The 24792-nt window shown below is 72.4% G+C and carries 24 protein-coding genes; 6 read left to right on the top strand and 18 right to left on the bottom strand.

The window, feature by feature from the left end:
- Positions 1–12: 12 nt before the first annotated feature.
- The 17 genes from htpX to FB467_RS05170 all read right to left on the bottom strand — a co-directional run bounded on the left by htpX (position 13) and on the right by FB467_RS05170 (position 15595).
- A complete protein-coding gene (gene htpX, locus FB467_RS05250; RefSeq protein ID WP_141784162.1) occupies positions 13–900 on the bottom strand; it encodes a zinc metalloprotease HtpX in 888 nt (295 codons plus the stop codon).
- A gap of 71 nt (positions 901–971) precedes the next feature.
- Positions 972–2531 (bottom strand): NADH-quinone oxidoreductase subunit N, encoded by a 1560-nt coding sequence (locus FB467_RS05245; RefSeq protein WP_141784161.1) that lies wholly within the window; start codon positions 2529–2531, stop codon positions 972–974.
- On the bottom strand, positions 2528–4114 hold the full coding sequence (locus FB467_RS05240; protein ID WP_141784160.1) for a complex I subunit 4 family protein: 1587 nt from the start codon (positions 4112–4114) through the stop codon (positions 2528–2530). The genes FB467_RS05245 and FB467_RS05240 overlap by 4 nt, the downstream gene beginning before the upstream one ends.
- On the bottom strand, positions 4111–6174 hold the full coding sequence (locus FB467_RS05235) for an NADH-quinone oxidoreductase subunit 5 family protein (RefSeq protein ID WP_228393263.1): 2064 nt from the start codon (positions 6172–6174) through the stop codon (positions 4111–4113). Before FB467_RS05235 ends, FB467_RS05240 begins: the two co-directional genes overlap by 4 nt.
- Positions 6171–6476 carry an NADH-quinone oxidoreductase subunit NuoK gene (nuoK, locus tag FB467_RS05230; RefSeq protein WP_141784159.1) on the bottom strand — a complete coding sequence of 102 codons (306 nt, stop codon included), beginning with the start codon at positions 6474–6476 and terminating at the stop codon, positions 6171–6173. The genes FB467_RS05235 and nuoK overlap by 4 nt, the downstream gene beginning before the upstream one ends.
- Positions 6473–6973, bottom strand: coding sequence for an NADH-quinone oxidoreductase subunit J family protein (locus FB467_RS05225; protein WP_141784158.1), 501 nt, complete (start codon positions 6971–6973; stop codon positions 6473–6475). The genes nuoK and FB467_RS05225 overlap by 4 nt, the downstream gene beginning before the upstream one ends.
- Positions 6970–7569 (bottom strand): NuoI/complex I 23 kDa subunit family protein, encoded by a 600-nt coding sequence (locus FB467_RS05220; RefSeq protein ID WP_141784157.1) that lies wholly within the window; start codon positions 7567–7569, stop codon positions 6970–6972. Before FB467_RS05220 ends, FB467_RS05225 begins: the two co-directional genes overlap by 4 nt.
- Complete coding sequence (gene nuoH, locus FB467_RS05215; RefSeq protein ID WP_141784156.1) at positions 7566–8534, bottom strand: NADH-quinone oxidoreductase subunit NuoH; 969 nt, start codon at positions 8532–8534, stop codon at positions 7566–7568. The genes FB467_RS05220 and nuoH overlap by 4 nt, the downstream gene beginning before the upstream one ends.
- 86 nt (positions 8535–8620) lie before the next feature.
- Positions 8621–9247, bottom strand: coding sequence for a hypothetical protein (locus tag FB467_RS05210; protein WP_141784155.1), 627 nt, complete (start codon positions 9245–9247; stop codon positions 8621–8623).
- Complete coding sequence (locus FB467_RS05205) at positions 9244–10470, bottom strand: hypothetical protein (protein WP_141784154.1); 1227 nt, start codon at positions 10468–10470, stop codon at positions 9244–9246. Before FB467_RS05205 ends, FB467_RS05210 begins: the two co-directional genes overlap by 4 nt.
- A gap of 83 nt (positions 10471–10553) precedes the next feature.
- Entirely contained in the window at positions 10554–11306 is a 753-nt protein-coding gene (locus tag FB467_RS05200; RefSeq protein ID WP_141784153.1) for an ABC transporter ATP-binding protein, read from the bottom strand.
- Between the two features lie 9 nt (positions 11307–11315).
- Positions 11316–11567, bottom strand: coding sequence for a hypothetical protein (locus FB467_RS05195; RefSeq protein WP_141784152.1), 252 nt, complete (start codon positions 11565–11567; stop codon positions 11316–11318).
- Between the two features lie 474 nt (positions 11568–12041).
- Positions 12042–12482: a protein-tyrosine phosphatase family protein gene (locus FB467_RS05190; protein ID WP_141784151.1), complete on the bottom strand. Its 441-nt coding sequence runs from the start codon at positions 12480–12482 to the stop codon at positions 12042–12044.
- 27 nt (positions 12483–12509) lie between these two features.
- On the bottom strand, positions 12510–13058 hold the full coding sequence (locus tag FB467_RS05185; RefSeq protein ID WP_141784150.1) for an NADH-quinone oxidoreductase subunit C: 549 nt from the start codon (positions 13056–13058) through the stop codon (positions 12510–12512).
- Positions 13055–13663 (bottom strand): NADH-quinone oxidoreductase subunit B, encoded by a 609-nt coding sequence (locus tag FB467_RS05180; RefSeq protein WP_141784149.1) that lies wholly within the window; start codon positions 13661–13663, stop codon positions 13055–13057. The genes FB467_RS05185 and FB467_RS05180 overlap by 4 nt, the downstream gene beginning before the upstream one ends.
- Positions 13663–14019, bottom strand: a complete 357-nt coding sequence (locus FB467_RS05175) for an NADH-quinone oxidoreductase subunit A (RefSeq protein ID WP_141784148.1) — start codon at positions 14017–14019, stop codon at positions 13663–13665. The genes FB467_RS05180 and FB467_RS05175 overlap by 1 nt, the downstream gene beginning before the upstream one ends.
- A 28-nt stretch (positions 14020–14047) precedes the next feature.
- Positions 14048–15595, bottom strand: coding sequence for a serine hydrolase (locus FB467_RS05170; RefSeq protein WP_141784147.1), 1548 nt, complete (start codon positions 15593–15595; stop codon positions 14048–14050).
- 207 nt (positions 15596–15802) lie between these two features.
- Between FB467_RS05170 and FB467_RS05165 the strand changes: the two genes are divergently transcribed.
- The 6 genes from FB467_RS05165 (at position 15803) to FB467_RS05140 (ending at position 23684) form a co-directional block, all read left to right on the top strand.
- Positions 15803–17686, top strand: a complete 1884-nt coding sequence (locus tag FB467_RS05165) for a 2-oxoacid:acceptor oxidoreductase subunit alpha (RefSeq protein ID WP_141784146.1) — start codon at positions 15803–15805, stop codon at positions 17684–17686.
- A complete protein-coding gene (locus FB467_RS05160) occupies positions 17683–18834 on the top strand; it encodes a 2-oxoacid:ferredoxin oxidoreductase subunit beta (protein ID WP_141784145.1) in 1152 nt (383 codons plus the stop codon). The genes FB467_RS05165 and FB467_RS05160 overlap by 4 nt, the downstream gene beginning before the upstream one ends.
- Positions 18831–19805 (top strand): EamA family transporter RarD, encoded by a 975-nt coding sequence (gene rarD, locus FB467_RS05155; protein ID WP_228393262.1) that lies wholly within the window; start codon positions 18831–18833, stop codon positions 19803–19805. The genes FB467_RS05160 and rarD overlap by 4 nt, the downstream gene beginning before the upstream one ends.
- 127 nt (positions 19806–19932) lie before the next feature.
- Positions 19933–20304, top strand: coding sequence for a nuclear transport factor 2 family protein (locus FB467_RS05150; RefSeq protein ID WP_141784144.1), 372 nt, complete (start codon positions 19933–19935; stop codon positions 20302–20304).
- 70 nt (positions 20305–20374) lie between these two features.
- Positions 20375–20998 (top strand): TetR/AcrR family transcriptional regulator, encoded by a 624-nt coding sequence (locus FB467_RS05145; protein WP_170230573.1) that lies wholly within the window; start codon positions 20375–20377, stop codon positions 20996–20998.
- A 115-nt stretch (positions 20999–21113) separates the two neighbouring features.
- Complete coding sequence (locus FB467_RS05140; RefSeq protein ID WP_141784142.1) at positions 21114–23684, top strand: MMPL family transporter; 2571 nt, start codon at positions 21114–21116, stop codon at positions 23682–23684.
- Here FB467_RS05140 and FB467_RS05135 read toward each other — a convergent pair.
- Entirely contained in the window at positions 23642–24697 is a 1056-nt protein-coding gene (locus FB467_RS05135; protein ID WP_141784141.1) for a hypothetical protein, read from the bottom strand. The two genes, FB467_RS05140 and FB467_RS05135, sit on opposite strands and share 43 nt — an antisense overlap.
- Positions 24698–24792: the final 95 nt, after the last annotated feature.

The following is a 24792-nucleotide window of genomic DNA, read 5'->3' as shown; positions in this document are numbered from 1 at the left end:
CCGCGCCCGTCCTCAGGATCCGGTGCCGCTCCCGCCCTGCTGGCCGCGCTGCGCCATGGCGTGCAGCCGGGCGATCCGGTCGGCCATCGGCGGGTGCGTGGCGAAGAGTCGCCCGGCGTCCCTGGCCCGGAACGGGTTGGCGATCATCATGTGGCTGGCGTTCTGCAGCTGCGGCTCCGGCGGCAGCGGTGCGGCCTGGGTGCCCCGCTCCAGCTTGGCCAGCGCCGAGGCCAGCGCCAGCGGGTCGCCGGTGAGCGTCGCGCCGTCCTCGTCGGCGTCGTACTCCCGGGTCCGGCTGATCGCCAGCTGGATCACCGTGGCCGCGAACGGCGCCAGCAGCGCCATGGCCAGCATCGCGATCGGGTTGCCGCCGTTGCCCCGGTTGCCGCCGAAGGCGCTGGTCCACATGAGCATCTGGGCCACGGAGGTGATCACCCCGGCGATGGCGGCGGCCACCGAGGAGGTGAGGATGTCGCGGTTGTAGACGTGCATCAGCTCGTGGCCGAGCACGCCGCGCAGCTCCCGCTCGTCCAGCAGGTGCAGGATCCCCTCGGTGCAGCAGACCGCCGCGTTGTCCGGGTTGCGGCCGGTGGCGAAGGCGTTCGGCGCGGCGGTCGGGCTCACGTAGAGGCGCGGCATCGGCTGCCCCGCACGGTCCGAGAGTTCCCGGACGATGCGGTACATCGCCGGCTGCTGCTGCTCGGTGACCGGGTAGGCGCGCATCGCCTTGATCGCGATCTTGTCCGAGTTCCAGTAGCCGTAGAAGGTCATCCCGACGCCGAGGAGCGCGAAGAACCAGATGTAGCGCCCGGAGCCGATGACCGCGCCCATCCCGAGCAGCAGCGCCCAGATGGCGCCGAACAGCAGCGCCGTCTTGAGCCCGTTGAAATGCCTGTGCATGTCCCTGGAACGTCCGTCTGACCTCCGGTGTTCCGCATCCCGCCGCCGGCGGTCCGCGGACCTGCCGGCGGCTAGAAGATCCCGACCGGCGAGATGCTGCCCACCACCAGGAGCGCGGTGAGCAGGCCGATGACCCACGGGTGGGGGCCGGACCACGACTCGGTGACCTTGATCCCATCGTCCGCGGACCGCACCGGCAGGCCGTGCTCGTCCACCGGGGGCCGCGCGGCGAGGACGGCGAGCCAGCGCAGGTAGACGGCGATGCCGAGCGCCACGTTGAGGGCCGCCACGACGGCCAGCCACCACGTGCCGTCACCGGCCACCGGGCGCAGCGCCACGACCTTGGCGACCAGCCCGACCACGGCCGGCGGGAGCCCGGCCAGGGTGAGCAGCGCGAACGCCAGGGCGGTGGCGGTCCACGGGTGGGCCCGGAGCAGGCCGCGGTGGTCCTCCAGGGTGTGCCCGGCCGACCCGGCCGACCCCCGGGCGACCGGCTCCGTCGCCTCGTCCGGCTCCTCCTCGTCCGCACCGAGCCGGATCCGGACCGCCTGGCCGACCGCCAGGACCACGGTGAACGCGAGCAGGGTCGCCACCACGTAGACCGCGAGGTAGCCCGCCGCGGCGTGCACCGCCCGGTTGGAGACGGCGCTCAGCGGCAGCATCATCCAGCCGGCCTGGGCGATCGCCGACCAGGCGAGCAGCTGGATCAGGTCGTTCTGGCGCAGGGCGACGACATTGCCCAAGGTCATGCTGAGCGCCGCGACGATCCCGACCGCCACGAGGGTGAAGTCGGCGGCCCCGGCGAGCGCCTGCACCACGACCACCAGGCCGCCGAGGGCGGCGACCTTGGACGCCCCCGCAAGGTACACGGTGATCGGCAGCGGCGCCGCCCCGTAGGTGGGCGGTGTCCAGGCGTGGAAGGGCACCGCCGAGAGCTTGAACCCGATGCCGGCCAGCGCGAAGACCGCCGCCAGCACCAGCAGCGGGGTCCGCTCGGCCTGGACTGCCGCGCCCGCGGCGGCCGGGGTCAGCAGGCCGGTGCCGGTGGCCGCCACCCACAGGGCGGCGCCCATCGCCAGCAGCGCGAACGAGACCAGCGAGGTGATGAGCAGCGTGACGGCGCCCTCCACGGCCACGGTCTCGCGGGACCGGCGGCGCTCCAGCGCCACCAGGCCGACCGTTGGCAGGGTGGCCAGCTCGAGCGCGACCAGGAGCGAGCCCAGGTCCCGCGCGGCCGGCACCGCCACGATCCCGGCCGTGGCGGCCAGCAGCAGCACGACCTGCACCGCGGTGCGACCGGAGCCGCGTTCCTCGGCGTTCCACTCCGCCCAGGTCAGGGCGAGGACGACGCCCGCGGCGCCGAGGGCCAGCAGCTGCAGGCCGGAGGTCAGGGAGGTGGCGCCGTAGAGGCACTGGCCACCCGGGAGGCAGAAGGCGTCCAGCCGGTCGCCGGCGGGCAGCCGCAGCCCCGGCAGCGTGGCGGCGGCGCCGCCCAGCAGGGCCAGCGCGGCCAGGCCCAGGTGTACCTGGCGCAGCTTGGGCAGCGCGACGTCGACGAGGAGCACCAGCGCGACGCCGAGGGTCGGCGCCAACACCGGCCACAGCGCCCCGAGGTGGAGGGTCAGGCTCACCGGGCACCCCCGACCAGGGCGAACAGCTCGCTGACCGCCGGTTCGGTGAGGTCGAGCAGCGGCACCGGGTAGACCCCGAGCGCGACCACGCAGGCGATCAGCACGCCGAGTACGACGGCGTTGACCCGGCGGGCGTCGCCGATGAGCGGGGTGGTCCGGTCCCCGGCCCACACCTCGCGCAGCACGCGCGCGGCATACGCGGCGGCCAGCACCGCACCCAGGGCGGCGACCAGGGCGAACACCCGGAACCAGCCCTCGGTCCGGTCCGCGGCCGGCGACCACGCGGCATACAACGCCCCGAACTCACCCCAGAACCCGGCGAGGCCCGGCAGCCCCATGGCCGCCGCCATCCCGACGACGAGGGCAAAGCCCATCCGCGGGGCCACCTCACGCAGCGCGGCGCGGGCGGTGCGCAGGTCGGCGGTGCCCCACTGGTGCTTCAGCTCCCCGACGACGACGAACAGCAGCGCCGAGATCAGCCCGTGCGCCACGTTGCCGAACAGCGCCGCCTGCAGCCCGGTGGCGGTGCCGGCCGTGAGGGCCAGCACGATGAAGCCGAGGTGGGCGATGGAGGACCACGCGATGAGGCGTTTGAGGTCGCGCTCGACCAGGCAGGCCAACCCCGCCCAGACGATCCCGGTGACGGCGAAGCCCGCGACGACCGGGGAGAGCGTGGCGAAGCCGTCCGGGAGCGGGGCGACGACGAGCCGGATCATGCCGTAGACCCCGAGCTTGAGCAGCACCGCCGCCAGGAGCACCGACCCGGCGGTCGGCGCGGTGGAGTGCACCCACGGCAGCCAGGTGTGCAGCGGGAAGACCGGGATCTTCATCCCGAGGCCGATCACCAGCAGCGCCGCGACGACGACCTGGGCGCGGGGGTCCAGGGCGTCCCCGCGCCCGACCCAGGCGCCCATGTCGCTGGTGCCGGTGGCGGTGGCCAGGGCCAGGATGCCGACCAGCATCAGGGTCGAGCCGGTGGCGGTAAACAGGATGAACCGGACGGCGGCCCCGTCGCGGTCGGCCGCCCGGGTGCCGTCGCCGTGCCGGGCGACGAGCAGCCACATCGGCACCAGCACCATCTCGAAGGCGATGAAGAAGACGATCCCGTCGCGGGCCAGGAAGGCCAGCATGGCGCCGGACATCACCACCAGCAGGCAGCCGTAGTAGGTGGCCAGGGACTGGGCCGTATGCCGTCCGCCCAGGTCCAGCGGTGCGGTCACCTCCTCCGTGGGGTGGTCCCGCTCGGGCTCGTGGTAGCGGATGACGACGGCGACGACCCCGGCGACCGCGGTGAGCAGCACCAACGGCGCGCTGATCCCGTCGACCGCCAGGTCCAGGCGGACCCCGATCGCCGGGATCCACGGCAGGTCGACCTCGGGGCGCTGCACCACGGCCAGCCCCGCGGCCACGGCGGACACCACGGCGCCGCCGACGGCGATCGGGCGGGAGAGCCCCTCCGTCGGGGGGTCGGGGAACCGGTCGGCGACCACCAGCACGAGGGCGACGACCAGGGGCGCGAGGACGGCGACGACCGGGAGCGCGGGGGCTACGGGGTCGAGCACGTCGAGGAGGTCGGCGATCATCCGAGCACCACCCCGACGGCACCCAGCACGACGACCCCGAGCAGCACCAGCGCCATCGCGCCGGCCGGGCGCCACGGCTGGCTGCGGTCACCGAGCCGGCCGAACACCCGGCTGCCGTGGGCGGTGGCCCGCACGTAGCCGTCCAGGACGTCCCGGTCCGCCCAGGTCACCGCCCGGGCCAGCGCCAGGACCGGCCGCACGACCGCCCGCTGGTAGAGGGCGCCGGCGCCCAGGCCGCGCTCGGCGGCCAGGCTGAGGGCGACCGGCAACCGGGCGGCGGCGTCCCGGGACCGGATGCCCCGGGAGGCGATCCACACCGCGAACGCGGCCAGGGCCATCAGGACGAGGGCGGCGATCAGCAGTTGCAGGTCGACGTGCACGTCCACCTCGATCACCGGGGTGAAGGCGAGCACGCCGCCGACCACGCTGAGGAAGCCCAGCACGCTGATCCCGAACCGGGCGCTGGCCGAGATCGCGGCCTCGGCCTCCTCGACCCCCTCCGCCTCGTGCACGACCTCCGGCTCGGCGAAGAAGTCGTCGATCCGCTCGTGGCCGGTGTTCCGGGGGGCCCGCACCGGCTGGTCCCGGGCGAGCACCAGCCAGGCCCGCATGCAGTAGGCGGCGGTCAGCGGCACGCTCGCCCCGACTGCGGCCAGGACGAGCGTGGTGGCGAAGCCGGCCCCGGCGCCGCTGACCACGACCTCGGCCTGGCTCAGGATCAGCTCCTTGGACACGAACCCGACCATCGGCGGCACCCCCGCCAGGGAGAGGAGGCCGATCGCCATCGGGCGGCGGACGCTGCGGTAGCGGGTGAGCCCGGACACGACATACGCCACGGCGGTGCCGCCGGTGAGCACGCTGAGCCAACCGAGGGCCAGGAAGAGCAGCGCCTTGAAGACGCCGTGCGAGGCCAGGTGCAGGATCGCGGCGTCCGGGCCGGCCCCGACCGGGACGATGGTGAGCGCGGCCAGCATCAGGCCGATCTGGCTGACGGTGGACCAGGCGAGCATCCGCTTCAGGTCCGGTTGGGCGAAGGCCAGCAGCGCGGCCCCCACCACGGTGACCGAGGCCAGCACGGCCAGCAGCGTCCGCGCCGGGTCGCTGGCCTGGAGCAGCGGGAAGAGCTGGGTCAGCACGACGGTGCCGGCGGCGACCATCGTCGCGGCGTGGATCAGCGCCGAGGCCGGGGTCGGCCCCTCCATGGCGTCGGGCAGCCAGTCCTGGAACGGGACCTGGGCGGACTTGCCGGCGACCGCGACGACCACGCCGATCATCGCCAGCGCCAACAGCACCCCACCCCCGGGACGGGTCGCCACGGTGCCGTCGGCGTCGACGACCACCCAGTGCTCGATGATGTCGGTGATCCGGGTGCTGCCGGCCGGCGCGGCCAGCGCGATCAGCCCCAGCCACATCCCCACGTCGGCCAGCCGGGTCACCAGCAGGGCCTTGATCGCGGCGCGGTTTGCCGAGTCCTTGCCGGACAGGTGCCCGATCAGCAGGTAGGAGCACCAGCCCATCACCTCCCACCCGATCAGGGTGAGCAGGACGTCGCCGGACAGGACGACGAGCAGCATCGCGCCGGTGAACAGCGAGACGGTGGCGGAGAACTGGCGGTAGCGCGGGTCGTACCAGAGGTACCAGCGGGCGAACAGCTGGACGACGACGGCGACCAGCCCCACCACCACGGCGGTGAGCGCGGTCAGACGGTATGCCGTGAGCTCGAGCGGGACGGTGAGTTCGCCGAAGGCGAGGGGCCCGATGGTGTCGGCGGTGCGGATTCCGGGGCCCTCCACCCGGGTGAGGGCGTAGGCCTGGCCGACCACGACCACCAGGGTCAGCAGCGAGCCGAGCACCGCCGCCCACGCCGCGGCTCGGCTGGAGCGCCGGGTGAGCAGCAGCCCGAGCGCCGCCGCCACCAGCGGGATCGCCACGGCGTACTGCGCGGCGACCCCCGGCAGCTCGGGGATCGGCAGGTCCGGGATGGGCAGGTCCGGCATCGGCAGCGAGGGGATCTCCCACTCGCCGAGGTCGGGCCAGGGCAGGCTCCGGTGCGGGATCACGTCCGGGTCACCTCCCGGTGACCGTCGACGTCACCGCGGGTCCGGAACAGCGCCATGATGACCGCGAGCGCCACGACGACCTCGGCGGCCGCGATGGTGATCAGGAACAGGGTCAGGACCGGCCCGGACGCGAGCGGGTCGGGATACAGCTGGCCGACGGTCACCAGCAGCAGCCCCGCCGCGCCGATGAGCAGCTCGACGCCGATCAGGACGAGGACCAGGTGGCGACGGGCCAGGACGCCGTAGGCGCCGGCTCCGGCGAGCACGGCGACCAGCAGCAGCGGGAGTGCGGGGGTGATCACTTGACCCTCCCCTTCCCGGCCGTGGCCACCGCGACGGCCGCCACGAGCGCGGCCAGTAGGAGCAGCGAGAGCAGCTCGAACGGCCAGACCCAGGTGCCGAAGACCGCCTCGCCGACCGCCGACCCGTCCGGCCCGGTCACCGCCACCCCGTCCCACCCGAAGGTTGCGACCAGGGTGCCGCCCAGCAGCACGGTCACCGCGAGCGCGACCACCGCCGACAGGACGCGCACCCCCGGCGGCGCGTCCTCGGGGGTGGTCCCGCTCCGGGTCATCATCAGCGCGAAGAGCACCAGGACGACGACCGCCCCGACGTAGACGAGCAGTTGCACGAGGGCGACCAGCTCGGCGCCGAGCACCAGGTAGCAGCCGGCGAGCGCGCCCATGCTCACCACGAGCCACAGCCCCGCGTGCAGCACCCGTCGCGAGGTCACGGCGAGGATGGCGCTGGCAGCGGTGAGTAGACCCACCGCGACGAACAGCACGTCCCGGCTGGTCACTCGGCCCCCCGCCCGGGCTCCGTCTGCTCCGTCGTCACCGGGCCGGCCTCGGCCGCGGCCTTCGCCGCCGCGGCGGCTGCTCGGCCCCCTCGCCCGCCCTCGGGCAGCGCGGCCTCCGGGACCCGCTCCATCCAGCCCTCGAGCCGGTCCTTGTCGTGCAGCAGGTTGCGGATGTCTCCCTCGGCATACGCGAAGTCCGGCGCCCAGAAGAGCGCGTCGAACGGGCACACCTCGATGCAGATCCCGCAGTACATGCACAGCGAGTAGTCGATGTCGAAGCGGTCCAGCACGTTGTGCGAGCGGGCCCGCCCGCCCTCCGGCCCGGGCTCGGTCGTCTCCTTGTGCGAGTCGATGTAGATGCACCAGTCGGGGCACTCCCGCGCGCAGAGCATGCAGGAGGTGCAGTTGCTCTCCAACAGGGCGATGACACCGTGGGAGCGCTCCGGCAGGTCCGGCTCGACGTGGGGGTACTGCGTCGTGTGCGGCTTGCGGGCGAGCACCCTGGCGGTGGTCGCCATGCCCTTGCCGAGCGCCTTCACCGAGCCCAGCAGGCCGGGTGGCTCGGCGCCCCCGGCGCGGACCTCCTGCTCGGTCATCCCCAGATCACCACCCCGAGGCCGGTGAGCGCGACCTGCCCGAGCGCGGCGGGCAGGAGGACGAGCCAGGCGAGCCGTTGCAGCTGGTCCTCCCGCACCCGGGGCCAGGCGACGCGCAACCAGAGGATCAGCACGGCCACCAGGCCGGCCTTCAGGAGGGTCCAGAGGGGACCGAGGACGTCGGACCACGGACCGCCCCACCCACCGAGGAAGAGCACCGCGAACAACAGCGAGAAGACCACGATGCCGGCGTACTCGGCGAGCAGGAAGAAGGCGAACCGGAGCCCGGTGTACTCGGTGTAGGGACCGAAGACGATCTCGCCGTCGGCGATCGGGGCGTCGAACGGGGTGCGCTGCAGCTCGGCGACCGCGGCGACCAGGAAGACGACGGCACCGGGCAGCTGCCACAGCAACCACCACCACTGCCACTGGCCGACGATCCCGCCCAGGGACAGCGTCCCGGCCGCGAGCGCCACCGACACCGCGGCCAGGGCCAGCGGCAGCTCGTAGCTGACCAATTGCGCCGCGGCCCGCATCCCGCCGAGCAGGGAGTACTTGTTGCCGCTGCCCCACCCGGCCATCAGGGTGCCGATCACCCCGACCGAGGAGACGGCGAGCACGAACAGCAGCCCGGCCGGCAGGTCGGCGGCGATCCAGGTCGACGACCAGGGGATCGCGGCGAGCGCCACCAGGTAGGGGATCAGCGCGACGGCCGGGGCCAGGCGGAACACCCACCGGTCGGCAGCCGCGGGGACCACGTCCTCCTTCTGGGCGAACTTGATGCCGTCGGCCACCAACTGGGCGATGCCGTGCGGACCGGCCTCCATCGGACCCAGCCGGCCCTGCATGTGGCCCATCACCTTGTGCTCGGTCTGCCCTACCGCGAGGGGCAGCACAAGGAAGGCCGCCAGCACGACGACGGCCTTGACGATGGTCTCCGCCAGCAGCGGCAACTCGCTGAGCATCGTCGGCAGCCTATCGACAGTCACCCCCCGGCCGCCGCATTCCAGCCTGCTCGCCCTGTCGGGAGGACCGGCCGGACCGTGCGGCGTCACCCAGTCCGGCGGGGCACCGACCCGCGGCGGTAGGCCACCAGCAACAGGCCGACCACCCACCCAATGGTCAGCGGCCAGTGGGTGTGCCACTCAGTCCCCGTGGAGAACAGTTCGGTCCAGGCGGTTTCCGGCCACACCTGCTGGGCGATGACCACGCCGACGATGGCCAGGATCGCGCCGAGGGCACCCCACCCCCGGCCCAACAGCAGCACCAACAGCGAAGACACCGCGCCGAACAAGACCAGGTTGCCGGTCAACAGCACGACCGGCGGCGTCTCGGTGGTGGGGCTGCCGATCCTCAGGGTGAGCCACCACACCGGGAGCACGGTCAACGGCAGCAGCGCGACCAGGGTGGTCACGCTGGCCTGGACCATCCGGGCGGAGGCCACGGCGAGGCGCTCCCGTCCGTCGTACCTCGGGGCGGTCAACACGGGGAGGACGACGGCCAGCGCGCCACCGAAGACCTCGACGGCGCCGATGCCGCGCGGCGGCCGCATCGGGTCCACCTGTACGGAGATGATCATGCTCCAGCCGATCACCACCGCGAGCCAGGTCACCCCCACGCCGGCCAGCGCGGCCCAGATCCCCCGCGTCACCATGACGCCGCGGAGCAGCGACCTCACGGGGCTGGGGTGCCCGTGACGGCCTCGATGTCCGAGACCTGCAGCCGGCATGCCGCGATTTCCGCCGGATAGGTCGACACCACGGCTTCCACGCTGCCGGGTGCGGTAAGAAGGCGCAGTGCCTCGGCGTCCCCGGGCGACCCCAGTCGCGCACTCAGGTCCGTTCGTCCGGAGCGCTCGAGCACCGCTACCTGTAGGGCGCGGAGGACGTCGTAGGAGACCACGCTGGCCCCGGCCCGCGAGCATGGTTCCTCGAAGAGCTGCTCGGTGACAGCGAGCGCTACCTGGTCGGCGATCCCCTGGGTCACGAAGTTGGGCCGCTCCGGAACCGGGTCGATGGCGATCAGCGCCTCCCCGGTCGCTGGCTCCAGGTGGTCAGCGACGGCCGTGTCAGTGACCCGGGTCAACACCGGGGAAGTGCCCGATTCCTGCAGGGCGCGAACGGTCTCAGACACCTCGGGCAGGCTGTGGCTGTAGGCCGTGTGCAGACAAACCCGAGCACCTGCCGCCTGGTCGCAGATGGACGGCACCGGCTCGTCCACCCGGTAGAACTCCGGCCGCCACCCAAACGCAGCCACCACCAGCACAACCACAGCAACGGTGAGCCATCGAGCGCCTCCGTCGCGAGGTCTCCCAGACCGAGAGGCGGCGACCGCGAGCGCCCAGCAGGCGAGCAGGATCAGGAATGTGAGGGTGAACAGGGTGGTCCACGGCGTGAGGACAAAGCGGGGCGAAGCGGGCCACTGTTGCACGGGCATGAGCAGCGCCACCGGCCGGAAGTCGGATCCGTGCGGCAGGGCCAGGATGCCGAACAGGGCAGCTGCCACCACCGGCGCCACTGCCCAGTGACGGGCCACGACACCGATCCCGAATCCCAGCACGGTGAGCGCGCCCATGCCGACCACGGCGAGCGCCAGGTCCTGCACGCGGGGACCGCCGGTTGTGGCGGTGCTGACCGTGGCGATGGTGAGCGGGGCCACGCCGACGAGGTGACCGAGCACCGCCCACCCGCTACACGCCAGCGCGGCTCGGGTGAGCGCCGGCAGGCCGACTCTCACCCGCGTCGACTGGAACACGGCGGATCCCCGCTGCACGAGCAGGGTGGCACACAGCGCTGCCATTCCGGCAGACACCGGGGCGGTGGTCCACAGTGCCTCGTGCCACACCGAGGAGGTGGTCGCCCAGAGTTGGTAGGGCGCCGAGAGCAAGCGGAGCGTCACCACCCAGGAGAGCACCGCGGCGACGACCGCACTCGCCGGGAGTACCCAGGGACGCAGCGGCCAGCCGAGCAGCCACGCCGTCCTCGTCACGTGCTCTCCTCTGCGGGGCGGATCAGTTCCAGGAAGGCGGTCTCCAACTGGGCATTGCTCGGCCCGTGCGGCCCCGCCTCGGCCACCATGGAGGTCAGGGGGCCGCTGAACCGCGTGCGCCCTCCCGCAATCACGATGACGGTCGCTGCCAGACGCTCCACATCTTCCAGCAGATGGGTGGACACCAGCACCGCGCGATCCGACGCGACGTCCGTGATCACCTCTCGCACTCGCGCCCGCTGGCTGGGGTCGAGCCCAGCGGTGGGCTCGTCCAGGACCAACAGCCGGGGCTGGTGGACGATGCCGGTCCCGATGGCGACCCGCTGACGTTCACCACCGGACAGCGAGCCCACCCTCCGGTTGACGAACTGCTCAAGCCCGAGCTGACCCGCGGTGCGGGCGAGGGCGTCGGGAAGTTCGTCACGTCGCAAACCGCTGAGCCAGCCGGCATAGGCGAGGACGTCTCCAACCTTGGCCCACCGTGGCAACTGGGCGTCCTGGGGCACGTAGCCCACGGCGCGCAACAGGTCGTCGGAGCGCCGGCTGCCCACGGCCGTTCCGTCGATCCGGATCTCACCTGAGCCTGGCTGGTGCAGCCCGACGAGGCACTTCAGGAGGGTCGTCTTGCCGGCACCGTTCTCGCCCAATAGAGCTGTGACCCCGCTGTGCACCGAGCCGGTCACCCCGCGGAGTACCCCTCGACGGCCGTATGAATACGTGACGTCCTCGAAGTCCAGCACACCGGTCACCGACCGGCGTCAGTCGCAGTTGCGGGCCCTCGCGGACTGGGCGCTCGCACCAGAACTGGACTGAACCTCCGAATAGAAATTCCCGACTCCCACCGCGCAACTGCCGTCGACCCAGCGAATCCCACCCACGAAGTGTGCTTCACCGACCGTGATATCAGGAAGAACAGGACGATCCTCCTTGATGTAGGCGTCGATGTGGATGCTGTTGGCGCAGTTCTGCCGCCCCAGCCAAGCCTCGTTGGAGTTGTTCGGCACATCCACGCGCAGACTGCACTGTGGCTCGTGTCCCTGACTCCACGCAACGGAAGCACCCCCAACACTAGGGCTCCTGCTGCTACGAGCGCAGATGCAACACGGTTCATCGTGAATCCCCTTCCCTAGGAGATGGCCCCGTTGCCACCCCTTTTTGGACCGTACCCCCCCCCCGGCGCGGACAGGTCAACCGTTGGGGGTCAACCAGATTGACAGCGCCGCGGGTCGAGGTACCCACCGCAGCAGACCCCTGCTGATGCCCTCGAACAGCCACCGGCGACCCCCACCCCCCGGCCGCCGCATTCTGGCCTGCTCGCCCTGTCGAACGAGGGTCACCCGACCACGACGCCGACGGCCCGCGGCCTCGGGCGGGTGTGGAAACTTTTGGGGGTCATAGGCCCCAAAAGTTTCCACACCAGGGCGCCCAGCGCGCAGGCTGCGGACCCGGCACAGCATGGGCGGCCTGCACAGCCACGCCGCCGGTCAGCGAGGGCCGGGGAACCGGGCGACGTAGAGCCGCTGCCAGGGCGTCTCCACGGCCCGGGGGTGATAACCGGCCCGGACGTAGCGGACCGCCTCCTTCGCCGGGACGCCGTCCAGCACGGCCAGACAGGCCAGGGCCGTGCCGGTGCGGCCCCGCCCTCCGCTGCAGCAGACCTCGACCCGCTCGGAGTCCGCCCGCTGCCAGGCCTCCCGGAGGATCGACGCGGCGGCCTCCAGGTCGGCGGGGAGTCCGAAGTCGCGCCACCGGACCCAGCGGCTGTCGTGGTCGACCTCGGGCGGCGGAGCACCGAGCAGGAACAGGGTGAGGTCCGCCGGGTGGTCGGGGGTGTCACCGACCGCACGTCCCCGGACCAGCCGCCCCGAGGGCAGCCGGAGAATCCCCGGCGCTCCCGGCACCCAGGTCCCACTACGGTCAGCCATCGCGATTCCCCCGGCGCGTCCAGTGGGTCAGCGCGGGCCCCAGGAGGCGTCGGGCACTCCCGGCGGCAGGAGCCGGCGCCGGCTCGGGGACCGTTTGCTCTTGCTCGAGTCGGACTCCCCCGGCTCCTTCGCACCGGGCCAGGCCTTGGACGCCCTGGCGGCCAGCTGGAAGGACTTGCGCAGCGGGGTGCCCTCGAAGCCGTCCGGCAGCAACAGCGGGCGTAGCCCCTGACCCGTGCCGTCGTCGAACCCGGCGAACCCGACGCCGAACATCTCGTGCGTCTCCCGCTCGTGCCAGGCCGCCCCGGCGAACACGCCGGTCAGGCTGTCCAGCTCCGTGCCGTCGGGGACGCGGGTACGCAGCAGCAGCCGGGCGAGCGGCCGGGGCGCCTCCGGGCTGGAGGCGATGAGGTGCACCAGGACGTCCATGCCCGGGTCCGCCTCGGCGTCGGTCTGGTCCACGGCGGACAACCAGTCGAAGTAGTCGTAGCCGGCGTCCCGCGCCGCAGTGACCGCGGAGAGCCACTCGTCCGGAGCCAGGTCGCGCGTCTGCGCCCCACTGCCGAGCGTGGTCACGAGCCCTCCCCGGTGTCCTGCTTCTCCGCCGTGGGCGGCTCGACCAGGTCCCGGGTGACCTCTGCCGCGGTGACCGGCACCTCGGCATACGGACGGGGCCGCAGCCCCGCCCGGGCCCGGCCCGGGCGTTCCGCGGAGATCTGCTCCTGGAGCTTCACGATCCCGGCGAGCAGCGCCTCCGGCCGGGGCGGGCACCCGGGCACGTAGACGTCGACCGGGATGATCTGGTCGACCCCCTTGGTCACCGAGTAGGAGTCCCAGTAGGGGCCGCCGGAGTTGGAGCAGGCGCCGAAGGAGATGACGTACTTCGGCTCGGGCATCTGCTCGTAGAGGCGCCGGATCGCGGGCGCCATCTTGTCGGTGACCGTGCCGGAGACGACCATCAGGTCGGACTGGCGCGGGCCGGGGGCGAACGGGATGACGCCCAGGCGGATGAAGTCGTGCCGGGCCATCGACGCGGCGATGAACTCGATCGCGCAGCAGGCCAGGCCGAAGTTGAACACCCACAGGGAGTACTTCCGACCCCAGTTCAGCACCACGCGCACGGCGGCCGGCGCCTTGTCCGCGGCCGGCCCGACCCGCGGCTCGGGCAGGTCGACGGTCATCAGAGCCACCTCAGCAGGCCGCGGCGCCACACGTGCGCCAGGCCCAGCAGCAGCACCCCGACGAAGATCGCCATCTCGACCAGCGAAGCCACCCCCAGGTCGGTGCGCAGCACCAGCGCCCACGGGAACAGGTAGACCACGTCGACCGCGAACACCACGTACAACAGCGCATAGCCGAAGTATCGGACGCTGCCCTGGCCCCACCCGGACCCCACCGGGTCGACCCCCGACTCGTATGTCGTCAGCTTGGTCGGGCGCGGGTCGTGCGGCGCGAGCAGTCGCCGACCACCGGCCGCGGCGGCCACCAGGGCCACCCCGGCCAGCGCCACGGCGAGCACCACCAGGTAATCGGTCATCGCCGGTCACCCTATCGCCGCGGGCACCCTACCCCGCGGCAAGCAACGCCAACCCGGCCTGCGTGAGCTCGGCGAACGGCTGGTCCAGGATGGTGCCCTCGTGACGGACCTGGACGACCAGCACCCGGCCGGAGACGTCGTTCCCGGACGCGGCCGCCTCCCCCTCCTGGTAGAAGGTGAGCGCGAGGACCCCGGGGGCGGAGCCACCCTTGAAGCCCTGGTACGTCGTGCCGGACGGCGGGACCAGGCCAGGGTTCCCGGACAGGATCTCCCGCACCGGCGCCCCGGCCTCAGTCTGCGCCTGCTCCTGCAACTCCGCGTGCGCGGCGCAGATCTCCGCGCCGGTGAGGAACCAGCCGACACCGTCGGTCCACGCCGTACCGTTCACCGCCATCGGGTTGAGCCCGGACACGTCCTCCGGCAGCTCCTCGAGCAGGTCGGCCCGCTCCGTCGGGTCGGCGTCGGCCCACTGGGCCCGGACCTCGGGGGCGCCCCAGCCGAGCAGGAAGAACTGCTGGGTGGACAGCAACGGGGTGAGCCGCTCCGGCTCGGTGGAGATGCCGTTCACGGCCGTCTCGATCCGCTCGGTCCCCACGGCGTCCATCAGCAGGTCGGTGGCGGTGTTGTCACTGATGCCGATCATCAGCTCGGCGGCCTCCTGCACGGTGACCTTCGAACCGTCCTCCCGGTCCTGCAACTCCCCGCTGGGCAGGCTCTTGGCCTCGGGCGTGATGGTGAGTTCGTCGTCCCAGGCCAGGTCCCCGTCGGTCACGGCGTCGACCACCGCCGAGAGGACGATCAGCTTGAACACCGACCCGGACGGCGCCGCCTGCGACTCGGGCGTCTCGTGCACCGGGGTGCAGGTGCCCCCCGTCACGTCGGCGGCGTAGACCTGGGTGGTTGCCCCGAGCCCGGCGAAGCCGGCATCCAGGTCCTCCCAGGAGGAGACGTTCGGGACGTCGGCGGTGGTGTCCGGTTGCAGCAACAGCCCGCTGATCCGGTCGTCGGCATCGACGCTGATCGTGATCACCAGCGGCTCGGTACCCGTCACCCGCAGCACCGCGGAGCCGGACCCGTCCCCCGTGCCGGCCTGCTCCGTGACGTCCACCAGGGTGACCGGCTCCGCCGACCGGAGCTGGGCGAAGACCGGCTCGATCTGGTCGGCAGGCACCGCGTCGAGGAAGTCGGCGCTGAACCGTTCCTCCGCCTCCTCGCTGGTGGTGGGCGTCGCGTCCGGTGCCAGTTGGTCCAGCACCCACTGCGCCTGCTCGCCCAGGGCGCCCTCCGGCAGCTGCGGCTGCTCCACCCCCTCGGCCCGGTCGTCCGGGACGCGCGTGGTGGCCGCGCCGTCGTCCGTCGTGGCCGACCCGTCCGTGGTGGACGACGCGCCGTCCTGGCCGGCGGTGCTGTCGACCGTCGTGTCGCTCTGGTCAGCCACGTCGTCCGCGCCGTCGCTGCAGCCGGTCAGCAGGAGGGCCGCCACCAGCGGCACGGCCGCCGTGCCCGGTCGGCGGCGCCGTCCCAGAAGTCGGCCGTGCCCTGCCTCGCTCAACTCCCTGCCGTATCCCACACCCATGCCTCCACTGTAGGGAGCGCTGCCGGAGGGCGCTTCCCCCGCGCGGATGAGTCGCGCCCTCCTTCCGGGTGAGTCCTCGCCGGGTCGGGCCGTTTCGGCACCACGCCGCTCCCGCGACGGCCGGCAGGTCAGGTGCCCCTTAGCATGAAGGGGTCCGCACCCCGCGGATCGCACGCCGTCGTTACGAGATCTGGTGACTGTGTCGGGATGAGTGTCAAGCCGTTGCAGCGGTTGGGCCGGGTGGTGATCCGGTTCGCCGGTGATTCTGGTGATGGGATGCAGTTGACGGGTGACCGGTTCACCTCCGAGACCGCGGGCCTGGGCAACGACCTGTCCACGCTGCCCAACTTCCCGGCGGAGATCCGGGCCCCGGCCGGCACGTTGCCGGGGGTGTCCAGCTTCCAGGTCCAGTTCGCCGACCATGACGTGCTGACCCCGGGCGACCGTCCGGATGTCCTGGTCGCGATGAACCCTGCGGCGTTGAAGGCCAACCTGGGTGACGTGCCGCGCGGTGGGACGGTCATCGTGAACACCGACGAGTTCTCCAAGCGGAACCTGTCCAAGGTGGGGTATGCCGTCTCGCCCCTGGAGGACGGGTCGTTGGACTCCTGGCACGTGCACGAGGTCGGGCTGACCTCGATCACGGTGCAGGCGCTGGCCGAGTTCGGGTTGACCCGCAAGGAGAAGGAACGGGCCAAGAACATGTTGGCCCTGGGGTTGTTGTCCTGGATGTACTCGCGCCCGTTGGACGGGACCGAGACCTACCTGCGGGCCAAGTTCGCCACCGAGCCGGAGGTGCTGGAGGCCAACCTCACGGCGTTGCGGGCGGGTTGGAACTACGGCGAGACCACCGAGGACTTCGCGATCCGGTTCGAGGTCGGCCCGGCACCGATGCCGCCGGGCACCTACCGGACGATCACCGGGAACCAGGCCATGGCCCTGGGCCTGGTCACGGCCGGGCACAGGTCCGGGCTGCCGGTGGTGCTGGGCTCCTACCCGATCACCCCGGCCTCGGACGTGCTGCACGCGCTGGCCGCGCTGAAGCGGTACGAGGTGACCACCCTGCAGGCCGAGGACGAGATCGCCGCGGTCGGGATGGCGCTGGGCGCCTCGTTCGGCGGGGCGCTCGGGGTGACCACGACCTCCGGACCGGGGTTGGCGCTGAAGTCGGAGACGATCGGCTTGGCGGTGGCCACCGAGTTGCCGTTGGTCGTGATCGACATCCAGCGGGGCGGCCCCTCGACCGGGCTGCCGACCAAGACCGAGCAGGCCGACCTGCTCCAGGCGTTGCACGGCCGCAACGGGGAGTCACCGGTCGCGGTGCTCGCCGCGAGGTCGCCCTCGGACTGTTTCGACGTCGCGCTGGAGGCGGTCCGGATCGCGACCACCTACCGCACCCCGGTCATCGTGCTCTCCGACGGGTACCTGGCCAACGGGTCCGAGCCGTGGCTGATCCCGCAGGTGTCGGACCTGCCGGACCTGACCGTGCAGTTCGCGACCGCCCCGAACGGAACCGACGACGCCGGCCAGCCGGTGTTCCACCCGTTCCTGCGCGACGAGACCACGCTCGCCCGGCCGTGGGCCGTCCCGGGCACCGCCGGGTTGGAGCACCGCATCGGCGGGATCGAGAAGGCCGACGTCACCGGCAACATCTCCTACGACCCGGACAACCACGACACGATGGTGCGGTTGCGCGCGGCCAAGATCGCCAGGATCGCCGACACGCTGCCCCCGGTCACCGTCGAGGACCCCAGCGGGCAGGCCCGGGTCCTGGTCCTGGGCTGGGGCTCGACTTACGGCCCGATCGCCGCCGCGGCCCGCCTGGTCCGCACGACCGGCACCCACATCGCCCAGGCCCACCTGCGCCACCTCAACCCCTTCCCCGCCAACCTCGAGCAGGTCCTGCGCAGCTACGACACCGTGATCGTGCCGGAGATGAACCTGGGCCAGCTGGCCCTGCTGTTGCGCGGCACCTACCTGGTCGACGTCCGGTCCCACACCGCGGTGCGCGGGCTGCCGTTCAACGCCACCGACCTGGCCGAGGTCCTGCACAAAGCCGTCCTGGAAACATACGAACGGGTCACCGAATGAGCACCACCGACCAGCACGCACACCACGGCCACCACGAGAACGCCGACCTCCCCTTCCCCGGCACCCACGGGGTGCCGACGCTGGACCCGGACGCCCCCGCCCAGACCAAGAAGGACTTCACCTCCGACCAGGAGGTGCGCTGGTGCCCCGGCTGCGGAGACTACGCCGTCCTCGCCTCGGTCCAGTCCTTCCTGCCCCAGCTCGGACTGGCCCGGGAGAACATCGTGTTCATCTCCGGGATCGGCTGCTCCTCGCGCTTCCCGTACTACCTGAACACCTACGGCATGCACTCCATCCACGGCCGCGCCCCCGCCATCGCGACCGGGCTGGCCACCGCCCGGCCGGACCTGTCCGTCTGGGTGATCACCGGCGACGGCGACGCCCTCTCCATCGGCGGCAACCACCTCATCCACGCGATGCGCCGCAACGTGAACCTGACCATCCTGCTGTTCAACAACAAGATCTACGGCCTCACCAAGGGCCAGTACTCCCCCACCTCCGAGATCGGCACGGTCACCAAGTCCACCCCCACCGGCTCGGTGGACCAACCTTTCAACCCGATCTCCCTGGCGCTGGGCGCCGAGGCCACCTTCGTGGCCCGCACCATGGACTCCGACCGCAAGCACCTCACCGAGGTCCTGTCCGCCGCCGCCGCGCACCGCGGCACGGCCCTCGTCGAGATCTACCAGAACTGCCCCATCTTCAACGACGGCGCCTTCCAGCTCCTGAAGGACCGCGACAGTGCGGCCGCCCGCATCGGCCACCTCACCCCCGGGGAGCCCCTCAGGTTCGGCGACCCCGAGCACCCTGACGGCGCCCACATCACCGTCCGCGACGCCGCCACCGGCCGCCTCACCGTCGTGCCCGAGGACACCATCGACACCCCAGACGGCCCCACCCGCGACCAGGTCGTCGTCCACGACCCGACCGACCCCGACCCCACCCACGCCTTCGCCCTCTCCCGCCTCGACACCCCCACCATGGCCCACGTCCCCATGGGCATCTACCGCACCATCGACCGCCCCACCTACGACGACCAGGTCCGCGCCCAGGTCGACGCCGCCCGCCTCGCCGCCGGCGGCCCCACCGACGCCTCCGACCTCACCACCCTGCTCCACGGCAACGACACCTGGACCGTGGACGCTTGACCGATCGCACCCCGTCGCCGGCACCGGCACCGAACCCTGGGAACGACGCCTCCTCAACGCTGCGCCGGGGCACGCTCTACGGACTGACCGCCTACGGCCTGTGGGGCGCCTTCCCGCTCTACTTCGCCTCGCTGAAGCCGGCCGGCCCGCTGGAGATCCTGGGGCACCGGATCGTCTGGTCGCTGGTGCTGTGCCTGGTGGCGATGGCCGTGATGGGCCAGTTCCGGTGGTTCGCGACCCTGCTGCGCACCCCGCGCCAGGCGCTCACCGTCGGCCTGGCCGGGGCGCTGATCGCGGCCAACTGGACCGTCTACATCTTCGCCGTCCTCACCGGGCACGTGACCGAGGCCGCGCTCGGCTACTTCCTCAACCCGCTGGTGACGGTCGGCCTGGGGGTCCTGGTGCTCAAGGAGGGGTTGCGTCCCTGGCAGTGGGTCGCCGTCGGGATCGGCACGGTGGCCGCCTGCTACCTGACCCTCGACTACGGCCGCCCACCCTGGGTGTCGTTCAGCCTGGCCTTCTCCTTCGCCGCCTACGGGCTGCTCAAGAAGCGGGTCGGGGACACCCTGACGGCCTGGCAGTCGCTGTCCGGCGAGACCCTCCTGCTGGCCCCGTTCGCGGTCGCGCTGCTGGTCTGGATCCAGCTCGCCGGGGACGCGACCTTCACCACCGAGGGGGCCGGACACATCGCCCTCCTCGTCTCGTGCGGCGTGGCCACCGTCATCCCGCTGCTCCTCTTCGCGGGCGCCGCAAGGCGCGTGCCGCTGGTGACGATCGGGATGCTGCAGTTCATCACCCCGGTGCTGCAGCTGCTCTGCGGCGTGCTGCTGCTGGGCGAGGTGATGCCCACCTCCCGCTGGATCGGGTTCGCCCTGGTCTGGGCCGCCCTGGTGGTCCTGACGGTCGACTCGGTGCACGCAGCCGGCCGCTCGCGGCGCCTGGCCCGGGCAGCCCAGGGCGCCGCCATCTAGTCCGCCGGGTCGAGGGTCGCAGTCGCCCGCCGTCCCTGCGGCTCGCCCGGCGTCGCGTCCCTGCGGCTCGCCCGACGTCGCGTCCCTGCGGCTTGCCCGGACCCGCCCCAGCCGTCAGGCTGACCCCATGCGAGGAGCAGCGGAGACCGTGACCCGGTGGCACGAGGCGGTGAACGCCGGCGACATCGAGGCAGCCGTGGCCTGCTGCCACCCCGAGGTCGAGGTCGGCGGGCCGCGGGGCACCGGCTCCGGACACGACCTGATGCGCGGCTGGCTGAGCCGTTCCGGGATCCGGCTGGACCCACAGCACGAGATCACCGAGGACGCGACCACCCCGGGCCGGGTGGTCGTCGAGGAGCTGGCCCGGTGGACCGCCGACAACGTGCCCTTCCCCGCCCCGACCGAACCCACCCCGACCTGGGTCGTCTTCCGGGTCGCCGACGGATGTCTCCGGTCGGTCGTGCGCTACGAGACCGGCGACCAGGTGCCGACCGGCTGAGAGCAAGGTCACACACTTTGCACCCTGTGCAGATTTGCACTGAGTGCAAAGCGGCTTCTACGCTCGACCCGTGACCACGACCACCAGCCGGCGCGAGCAGAACAAGGCGCGCACCCGGGAGGCACTGCTGAGCGCCCTCCGGTCGCACGTCTCCGCGCACGGCGTCGAGGCGCTCACCGTCGAGGACGTGACCGAGACGGCGGGGGTCTCCCGACGCACCTTCTTCAACTACTTCCCCAGCATCGAGGCGGCCCTGGCCGAGGGCACCTCCGCACCGCTCGGGGCCGTCGCGGAGGCCTTCCTCGCCCGACCGGCCGAAGAGGACCAGCTCACCGCCCTCACGCGGGCCGTGGAGGCCTCACCCCTCGGCGTGGACCTGCTGACCTGGATGCATGCGCTGGCCTGCTCCACCGAACGGACCGGCGGTCGGCGTGCAGGTCGGCCATCTGCCGTCGAGCTCAACGTCTGGCAGCACCACCGCGGCTGGCTCGAGAACCTGCTCGCCCGGCGGGACGGCGCCGGGGACGCGCTGCACACCGCCACCCTCGCCGCGGCCATCATGGGGATGTTCGAGGCCGTCGAGGCCGCCTGGGTCGAGCGGGTGGGGGACACCGTCGACGAGGCGGCCATCGCCGAGTTCAACACCCTGATGCTGCGCGCCCTGGCGCACGCCCGGAGCGGGTGGACGACCTAACCACCGCGGCCGCCGGCCGCCCGGACCCCACACCCCAGACCTAGACCTCACACCGAGACCTCAGACCGCACGACACCTGGCACGGGCCGCCCCCGGGCCGACCGAAAGGACCACCGTGGCATCCCTCCTGCACCGCCTCGGACGTTGGTGCGCCCAGCACCCGTGGCGCACCCTCACGGCCTGGATCGTGATCATCGCCGCCGCGGGCACCTCCGCCGCGGTGTTCATGAAGCCGCTGACCAACGAGTTCACCATGCCGGACAGCCGGTTCCAGACCGTCCTGGAGGACCTCAAGCAGGAGATACCCGAGGCCGCGGGAGCCATGGGCCCGGTCGTGTTCACCAGCGAGGACGGCTTCGACGACGCCCAGCGCCAGGCGATCGCCACGGTCCTGGAGGAGTGGCGCGACGTCGACGGGGTCGCGGACGTCGTCGACCCGTTCGCCACGCAGGACGACATCGACGCCGGCGCCGAGGATCTCAAGTCCGGCACCGCGGACCTGGACGACGGCCAGGCCGAGATCGACAAGGGGCGGGAGGACCTCGCCGCGGGACAGGCCGAGATCGATGCGGGCCGCGCCCAGTGGGAGTCCGGCCGCGAGCAGCTCGAGGCCAACCGGGACCAGCTGCCCGCCGACATGGTGGCCCAGGCCGAGGCAGAGCTGGACGCCGCGGACCAACAGCTGACCGATGGCCAGGCCGAGCTGGACGCCGGCCGCGACGAACTCGACTCCGCGCAGCAGGAGATCGACAAGGGGCGGGAGAGCCTGGCGCTGGGCCAGCGGTTCAGCGCCCTCAGCGACGGGCTCCGCTTCGTCAACGAGGACAACACCGTGGCGCTGGCCCAGGTGCAGTTCGACGGCGAGGCCACCGACCTGGACCCGGAGACCGGCAAGGAGCTGCAGGAGATCGGCAGCCAGCTGGACGACGCCGGGGTGGGCGTGGAGTACAGCCAGGTGATCACCCAGGACCTGAGCAGCGTGATGGGCCCGGCGGAGGTCGTCGGCCTGGTCGTCGCGGCGGTCGTCCTGCTGGTGATGCTCGGTGGCCTGCTGGTCGCCGGTCTCCCGCTGGTGATGGCCCTGGTGGGGGTGGGCGTCGGGGTCGGTGCCGCGATGGGCCTGACCGCCTTCGTCCAGATGAACTCCGTGACGCCCGCCCTGGCCCTGATGCTGGGACTGGCGGTGGGCATCGACTACTCACTGTTCCTGATCAACCGCCACCGGGGACAGCTGCGCCAGGGGATGGGCGTGGTGGACTCGATCGCGCTGGCCAACGGCACCTCCGGCAACGCGGTGACCTTCGCCGGGCTGACGGTGATCATCGCCCTCGCGGCCCTCGTCGTCACGGGCGTCCCGTTCCTGGGCGTCATGGGCCTGGTCGCCGCGGGCACCGTGGTCGTCGCGGTGCTGGTCGCGATCACTCTCACCCCGGCCATTCTCAGCCTGCTGGGCCACCGCGCGCTCGGCCGCTCCCGGGGCAAGGCCAAGCACCTGGACCCCGAGGAGCAGGCGACCCCCCGCGGGTGGGCCGCGCTCGTGCAGCGGCACCCGTGGCTGTCCATCCTGGGCGTGGTCGCCGTCGTCGCGGTCGCCGCCTTCCCGGTCACCGACCTGCGGCTCGGGCTGCCCGACGGCGGGTCCGAGGGCGCCGAGACCACGGCATACCAGGCCTACGACCTGACCCGGGAGAACTTCGGGGCGGGCGCCAACGGGCCGATCGTCGCGGTCGCGACCCTCGACGAGCCGCTCGCCGAGGGTGAGACGGCGCTGATGACCGCGCAGGTCGAGATCGGCGAGGACCTGGCCCAGGTGAACGGCACCAGCTACGTCGTGCCGTTCGGGGTCAGCGACGACCGCACGACCCTGGCCTTCCAGATCGTGCCCAAGAGCGGTCCCGCCGAGCAGGAGACGGTCGACCTCGTCCGGTCCCTGGACTCCGCCGCGGACCGGATCGGGGCCGACAACGACATGGAGCTGGGCCTGACCGGTCAGACCGTGGCCAACATCGACATCTCACAGAAGCTGGCCGACGCCCTGCCGGTCTACCTGCTGGTGGTCGTCGGGCTGTCGATCGTGCTGATGCTCCTGGTCTTCCGGTCGGTGCTGGTGCCGCTGCTGGCCACCGCGGGCTTCCTGCTCTCGATCGGCGCCGCCTTCGGGGTGGTCGTGGCGGTCTTCCAGTGGGGCGTGCTCGGCTCGTTCTTCGGGGTCAACGACCCCGGCCCGATCCTGAGCTTCCTGCCGATCCTGCTGATCGGCGTCCTGTTCGGGCTGGCCATGGACTACCAGGTGTTCCTGGTCACCGCGATGCGCGAGGCGCACGTGCACGGCGAGGACGCCCGCCGCGCCGTGGTCAGCGGCTTCAACCACAGCGCCCGCGTGGTCACCGCGGCGGCGATCATCATGATCTCGGTGTTCGGCGGGTTCGCCTTCGCCGAGTTGATGATGATCCGTCCGATCGGTCTGGGCCTCGCGGTCGGGGTGCTGGTCGACGCCTTCCTGGTGCGGATGACGCTGACCCCGGCCGTGCTGAGCCTGCTCGGCGAGCGGGCCTGGTCCCTCCCCCGATGGTTGGACCGGCTGCTGCCCGAGGTCGACGTCGAGGGCGCCAAGCTGGAGCGCGCCCTCGGGGTGGCGCAGGGTCAGCCGACCGCCGAGCCGGAGCGCGCGTCCGCCAGCGCCTGACCGGCCACCCGCAGCAACACGGCAGCACCGACCCGCGGCTCGCCCTCGACGCACTCGAGGGCGAGCCGCCGGCCGTTGGCACGGTGCACCACGAGCGCGTCACCCCCGTGGACGATGTATGCCGTGGCACCGGCGGTCGCCCGCAGCCCGTAGCCGCCCCAGGCCATCGGGTCGACGTCCAGCACCTGGACGCCGAGCACCTCGGCGGGGCGCACCCGCATCAGGGTCACCGGCAGCCGCTCGGAACGGACCCGCAGACCCCCGGCGTCGACCACGACGCGGACCCGTGACCAGGCCAGCACGAAGAGGGTCAGCGGCACCCCGACCACCAGCACGGCGACCAGCAACAGCCGGTAGTGCGGCCCGCCGAACAGCAGGAGGGCCACGCACACCGCGAAGACCAGGCCGGTGTAGATGCTCAGCCCCACCAGGAGCCGGGAGGCCGACCGCCCGGTCCACTCCCCGGGTGCCCGTTCGTCGCCGTCGCCCCCCGCGGCCGCTCGACCGACCGCCGGGTCCGGCCGGGTGACCGGGACGACCCGCGACCGCTCCGGTATGCCGTGCAGCAGCTCCGCGCGCGAGGGCACCTCCAGACCGTGCACCCGGTGCGCGACGACACCGCACAGCACCGCCAGGACGACCACGAGCGCCACCCACCAGGGGTGGACCGCTGCCGCCGAACCGGCCAGCGACGTGGCCCACGCACCCACGCCGTAGGCGGCCGCCGCGGCACCGGACACGGTCGCCAACAGGGCCACGATCCAGCGGGACCACCGCCCCGGGACGAACACCCGCACCAGGGCGACGAGCGCGGCCAGGATCGAGCAGAAGCCGGCCACGGTGAGCGTCGTGAGCAGCACCGTGCCACCGTCGGTGAAGCCGTCCGGGGAGCTGCCGGACCACCGGGTCGGCAGCTCCCCCGGGGGCTGCCACACCCGCGCCCCCACCAGGAGCAGCGCGAACGGGACCATCGCCCAGGCCCCGGCCAGCTGTCGGCGGGTACGGGGGGTCATCGTGCGCCCCCGGCGTGCGGCAGACCGCGGACCCGACTCATGGCAGCAGGGTACGTCGCGCCGGCCGCGGAGGGTCCTTCCGGCTCCCGGCGCGG

This window comes from Ornithinicoccus hortensis (assembly GCF_006716185.1).
Lineage (GTDB): Bacteria > Actinomycetota > Actinomycetes > Actinomycetales > Dermatophilaceae > Ornithinicoccus > Ornithinicoccus hortensis.
Note: the sequence above shows the minus strand (reverse complement) of the source record. Positions and strands in the feature narration are given on the sequence as shown.

Bases quoted from the DNA above. Each gene is read 5' to 3' on its own strand.
- htpX (WP_141784162.1), bottom strand. From the start codon at position 900: ATGCACAGGCATTTCAACGGGCTCAAGACGGCGCTGCTGTTCGGCGCC.
- FB467_RS05240 (WP_141784160.1), bottom strand. From the start codon at position 4,114: ATGATCGCCGACCTCCTCGACGTGCTCGACCCCGTAGCCCCCGCGCTC.
- FB467_RS05220 (WP_141784157.1), bottom strand. From the start codon at position 7,569: ATGACCGAGCAGGAGGTCCGCGCCGGGGGCGCCGAGCCACCCGGCCTG.
- nuoH (WP_141784156.1), bottom strand. From the start codon at position 8,534: ATGCTCAGCGAGTTGCCGCTGCTGGCGGAGACCATCGTCAAGGCCGTC.
- FB467_RS05190 (WP_141784151.1), bottom strand. From the start codon at position 12,482: ATGGCTGACCGTAGTGGGACCTGGGTGCCGGGAGCGCCGGGGATTCTC.
- FB467_RS05180 (WP_141784149.1), bottom strand. From the start codon at position 13,663: ATGACCGTCGACCTGCCCGAGCCGCGGGTCGGGCCGGCCGCGGACAAG.
- FB467_RS05175 (WP_141784148.1), bottom strand. From the start codon at position 14,019: ATGACCGATTACCTGGTGGTGCTCGCCGTGGCGCTGGCCGGGGTGGCC.
- FB467_RS05170 (WP_141784147.1), bottom strand. From the start codon at position 15,595: ATGGGTGTGGGATACGGCAGGGAGTTGAGCGAGGCAGGGCACGGCCGA.
- FB467_RS05165 (WP_141784146.1), top strand. From the start codon at position 15,803: ATGAGTGTCAAGCCGTTGCAGCGGTTGGGCCGGGTGGTGATCCGGTTC.
- FB467_RS05160 (WP_141784145.1), top strand. From the start codon at position 17,683: ATGAGCACCACCGACCAGCACGCACACCACGGCCACCACGAGAACGCC.
- FB467_RS05150 (WP_141784144.1), top strand. From the start codon at position 19,933: ATGCGAGGAGCAGCGGAGACCGTGACCCGGTGGCACGAGGCGGTGAAC.
- FB467_RS05135 (WP_141784141.1), bottom strand. From the start codon at position 24,697: ATGACCCCCCGTACCCGCCGACAGCTGGCCGGGGCCTGGGCGATGGTC.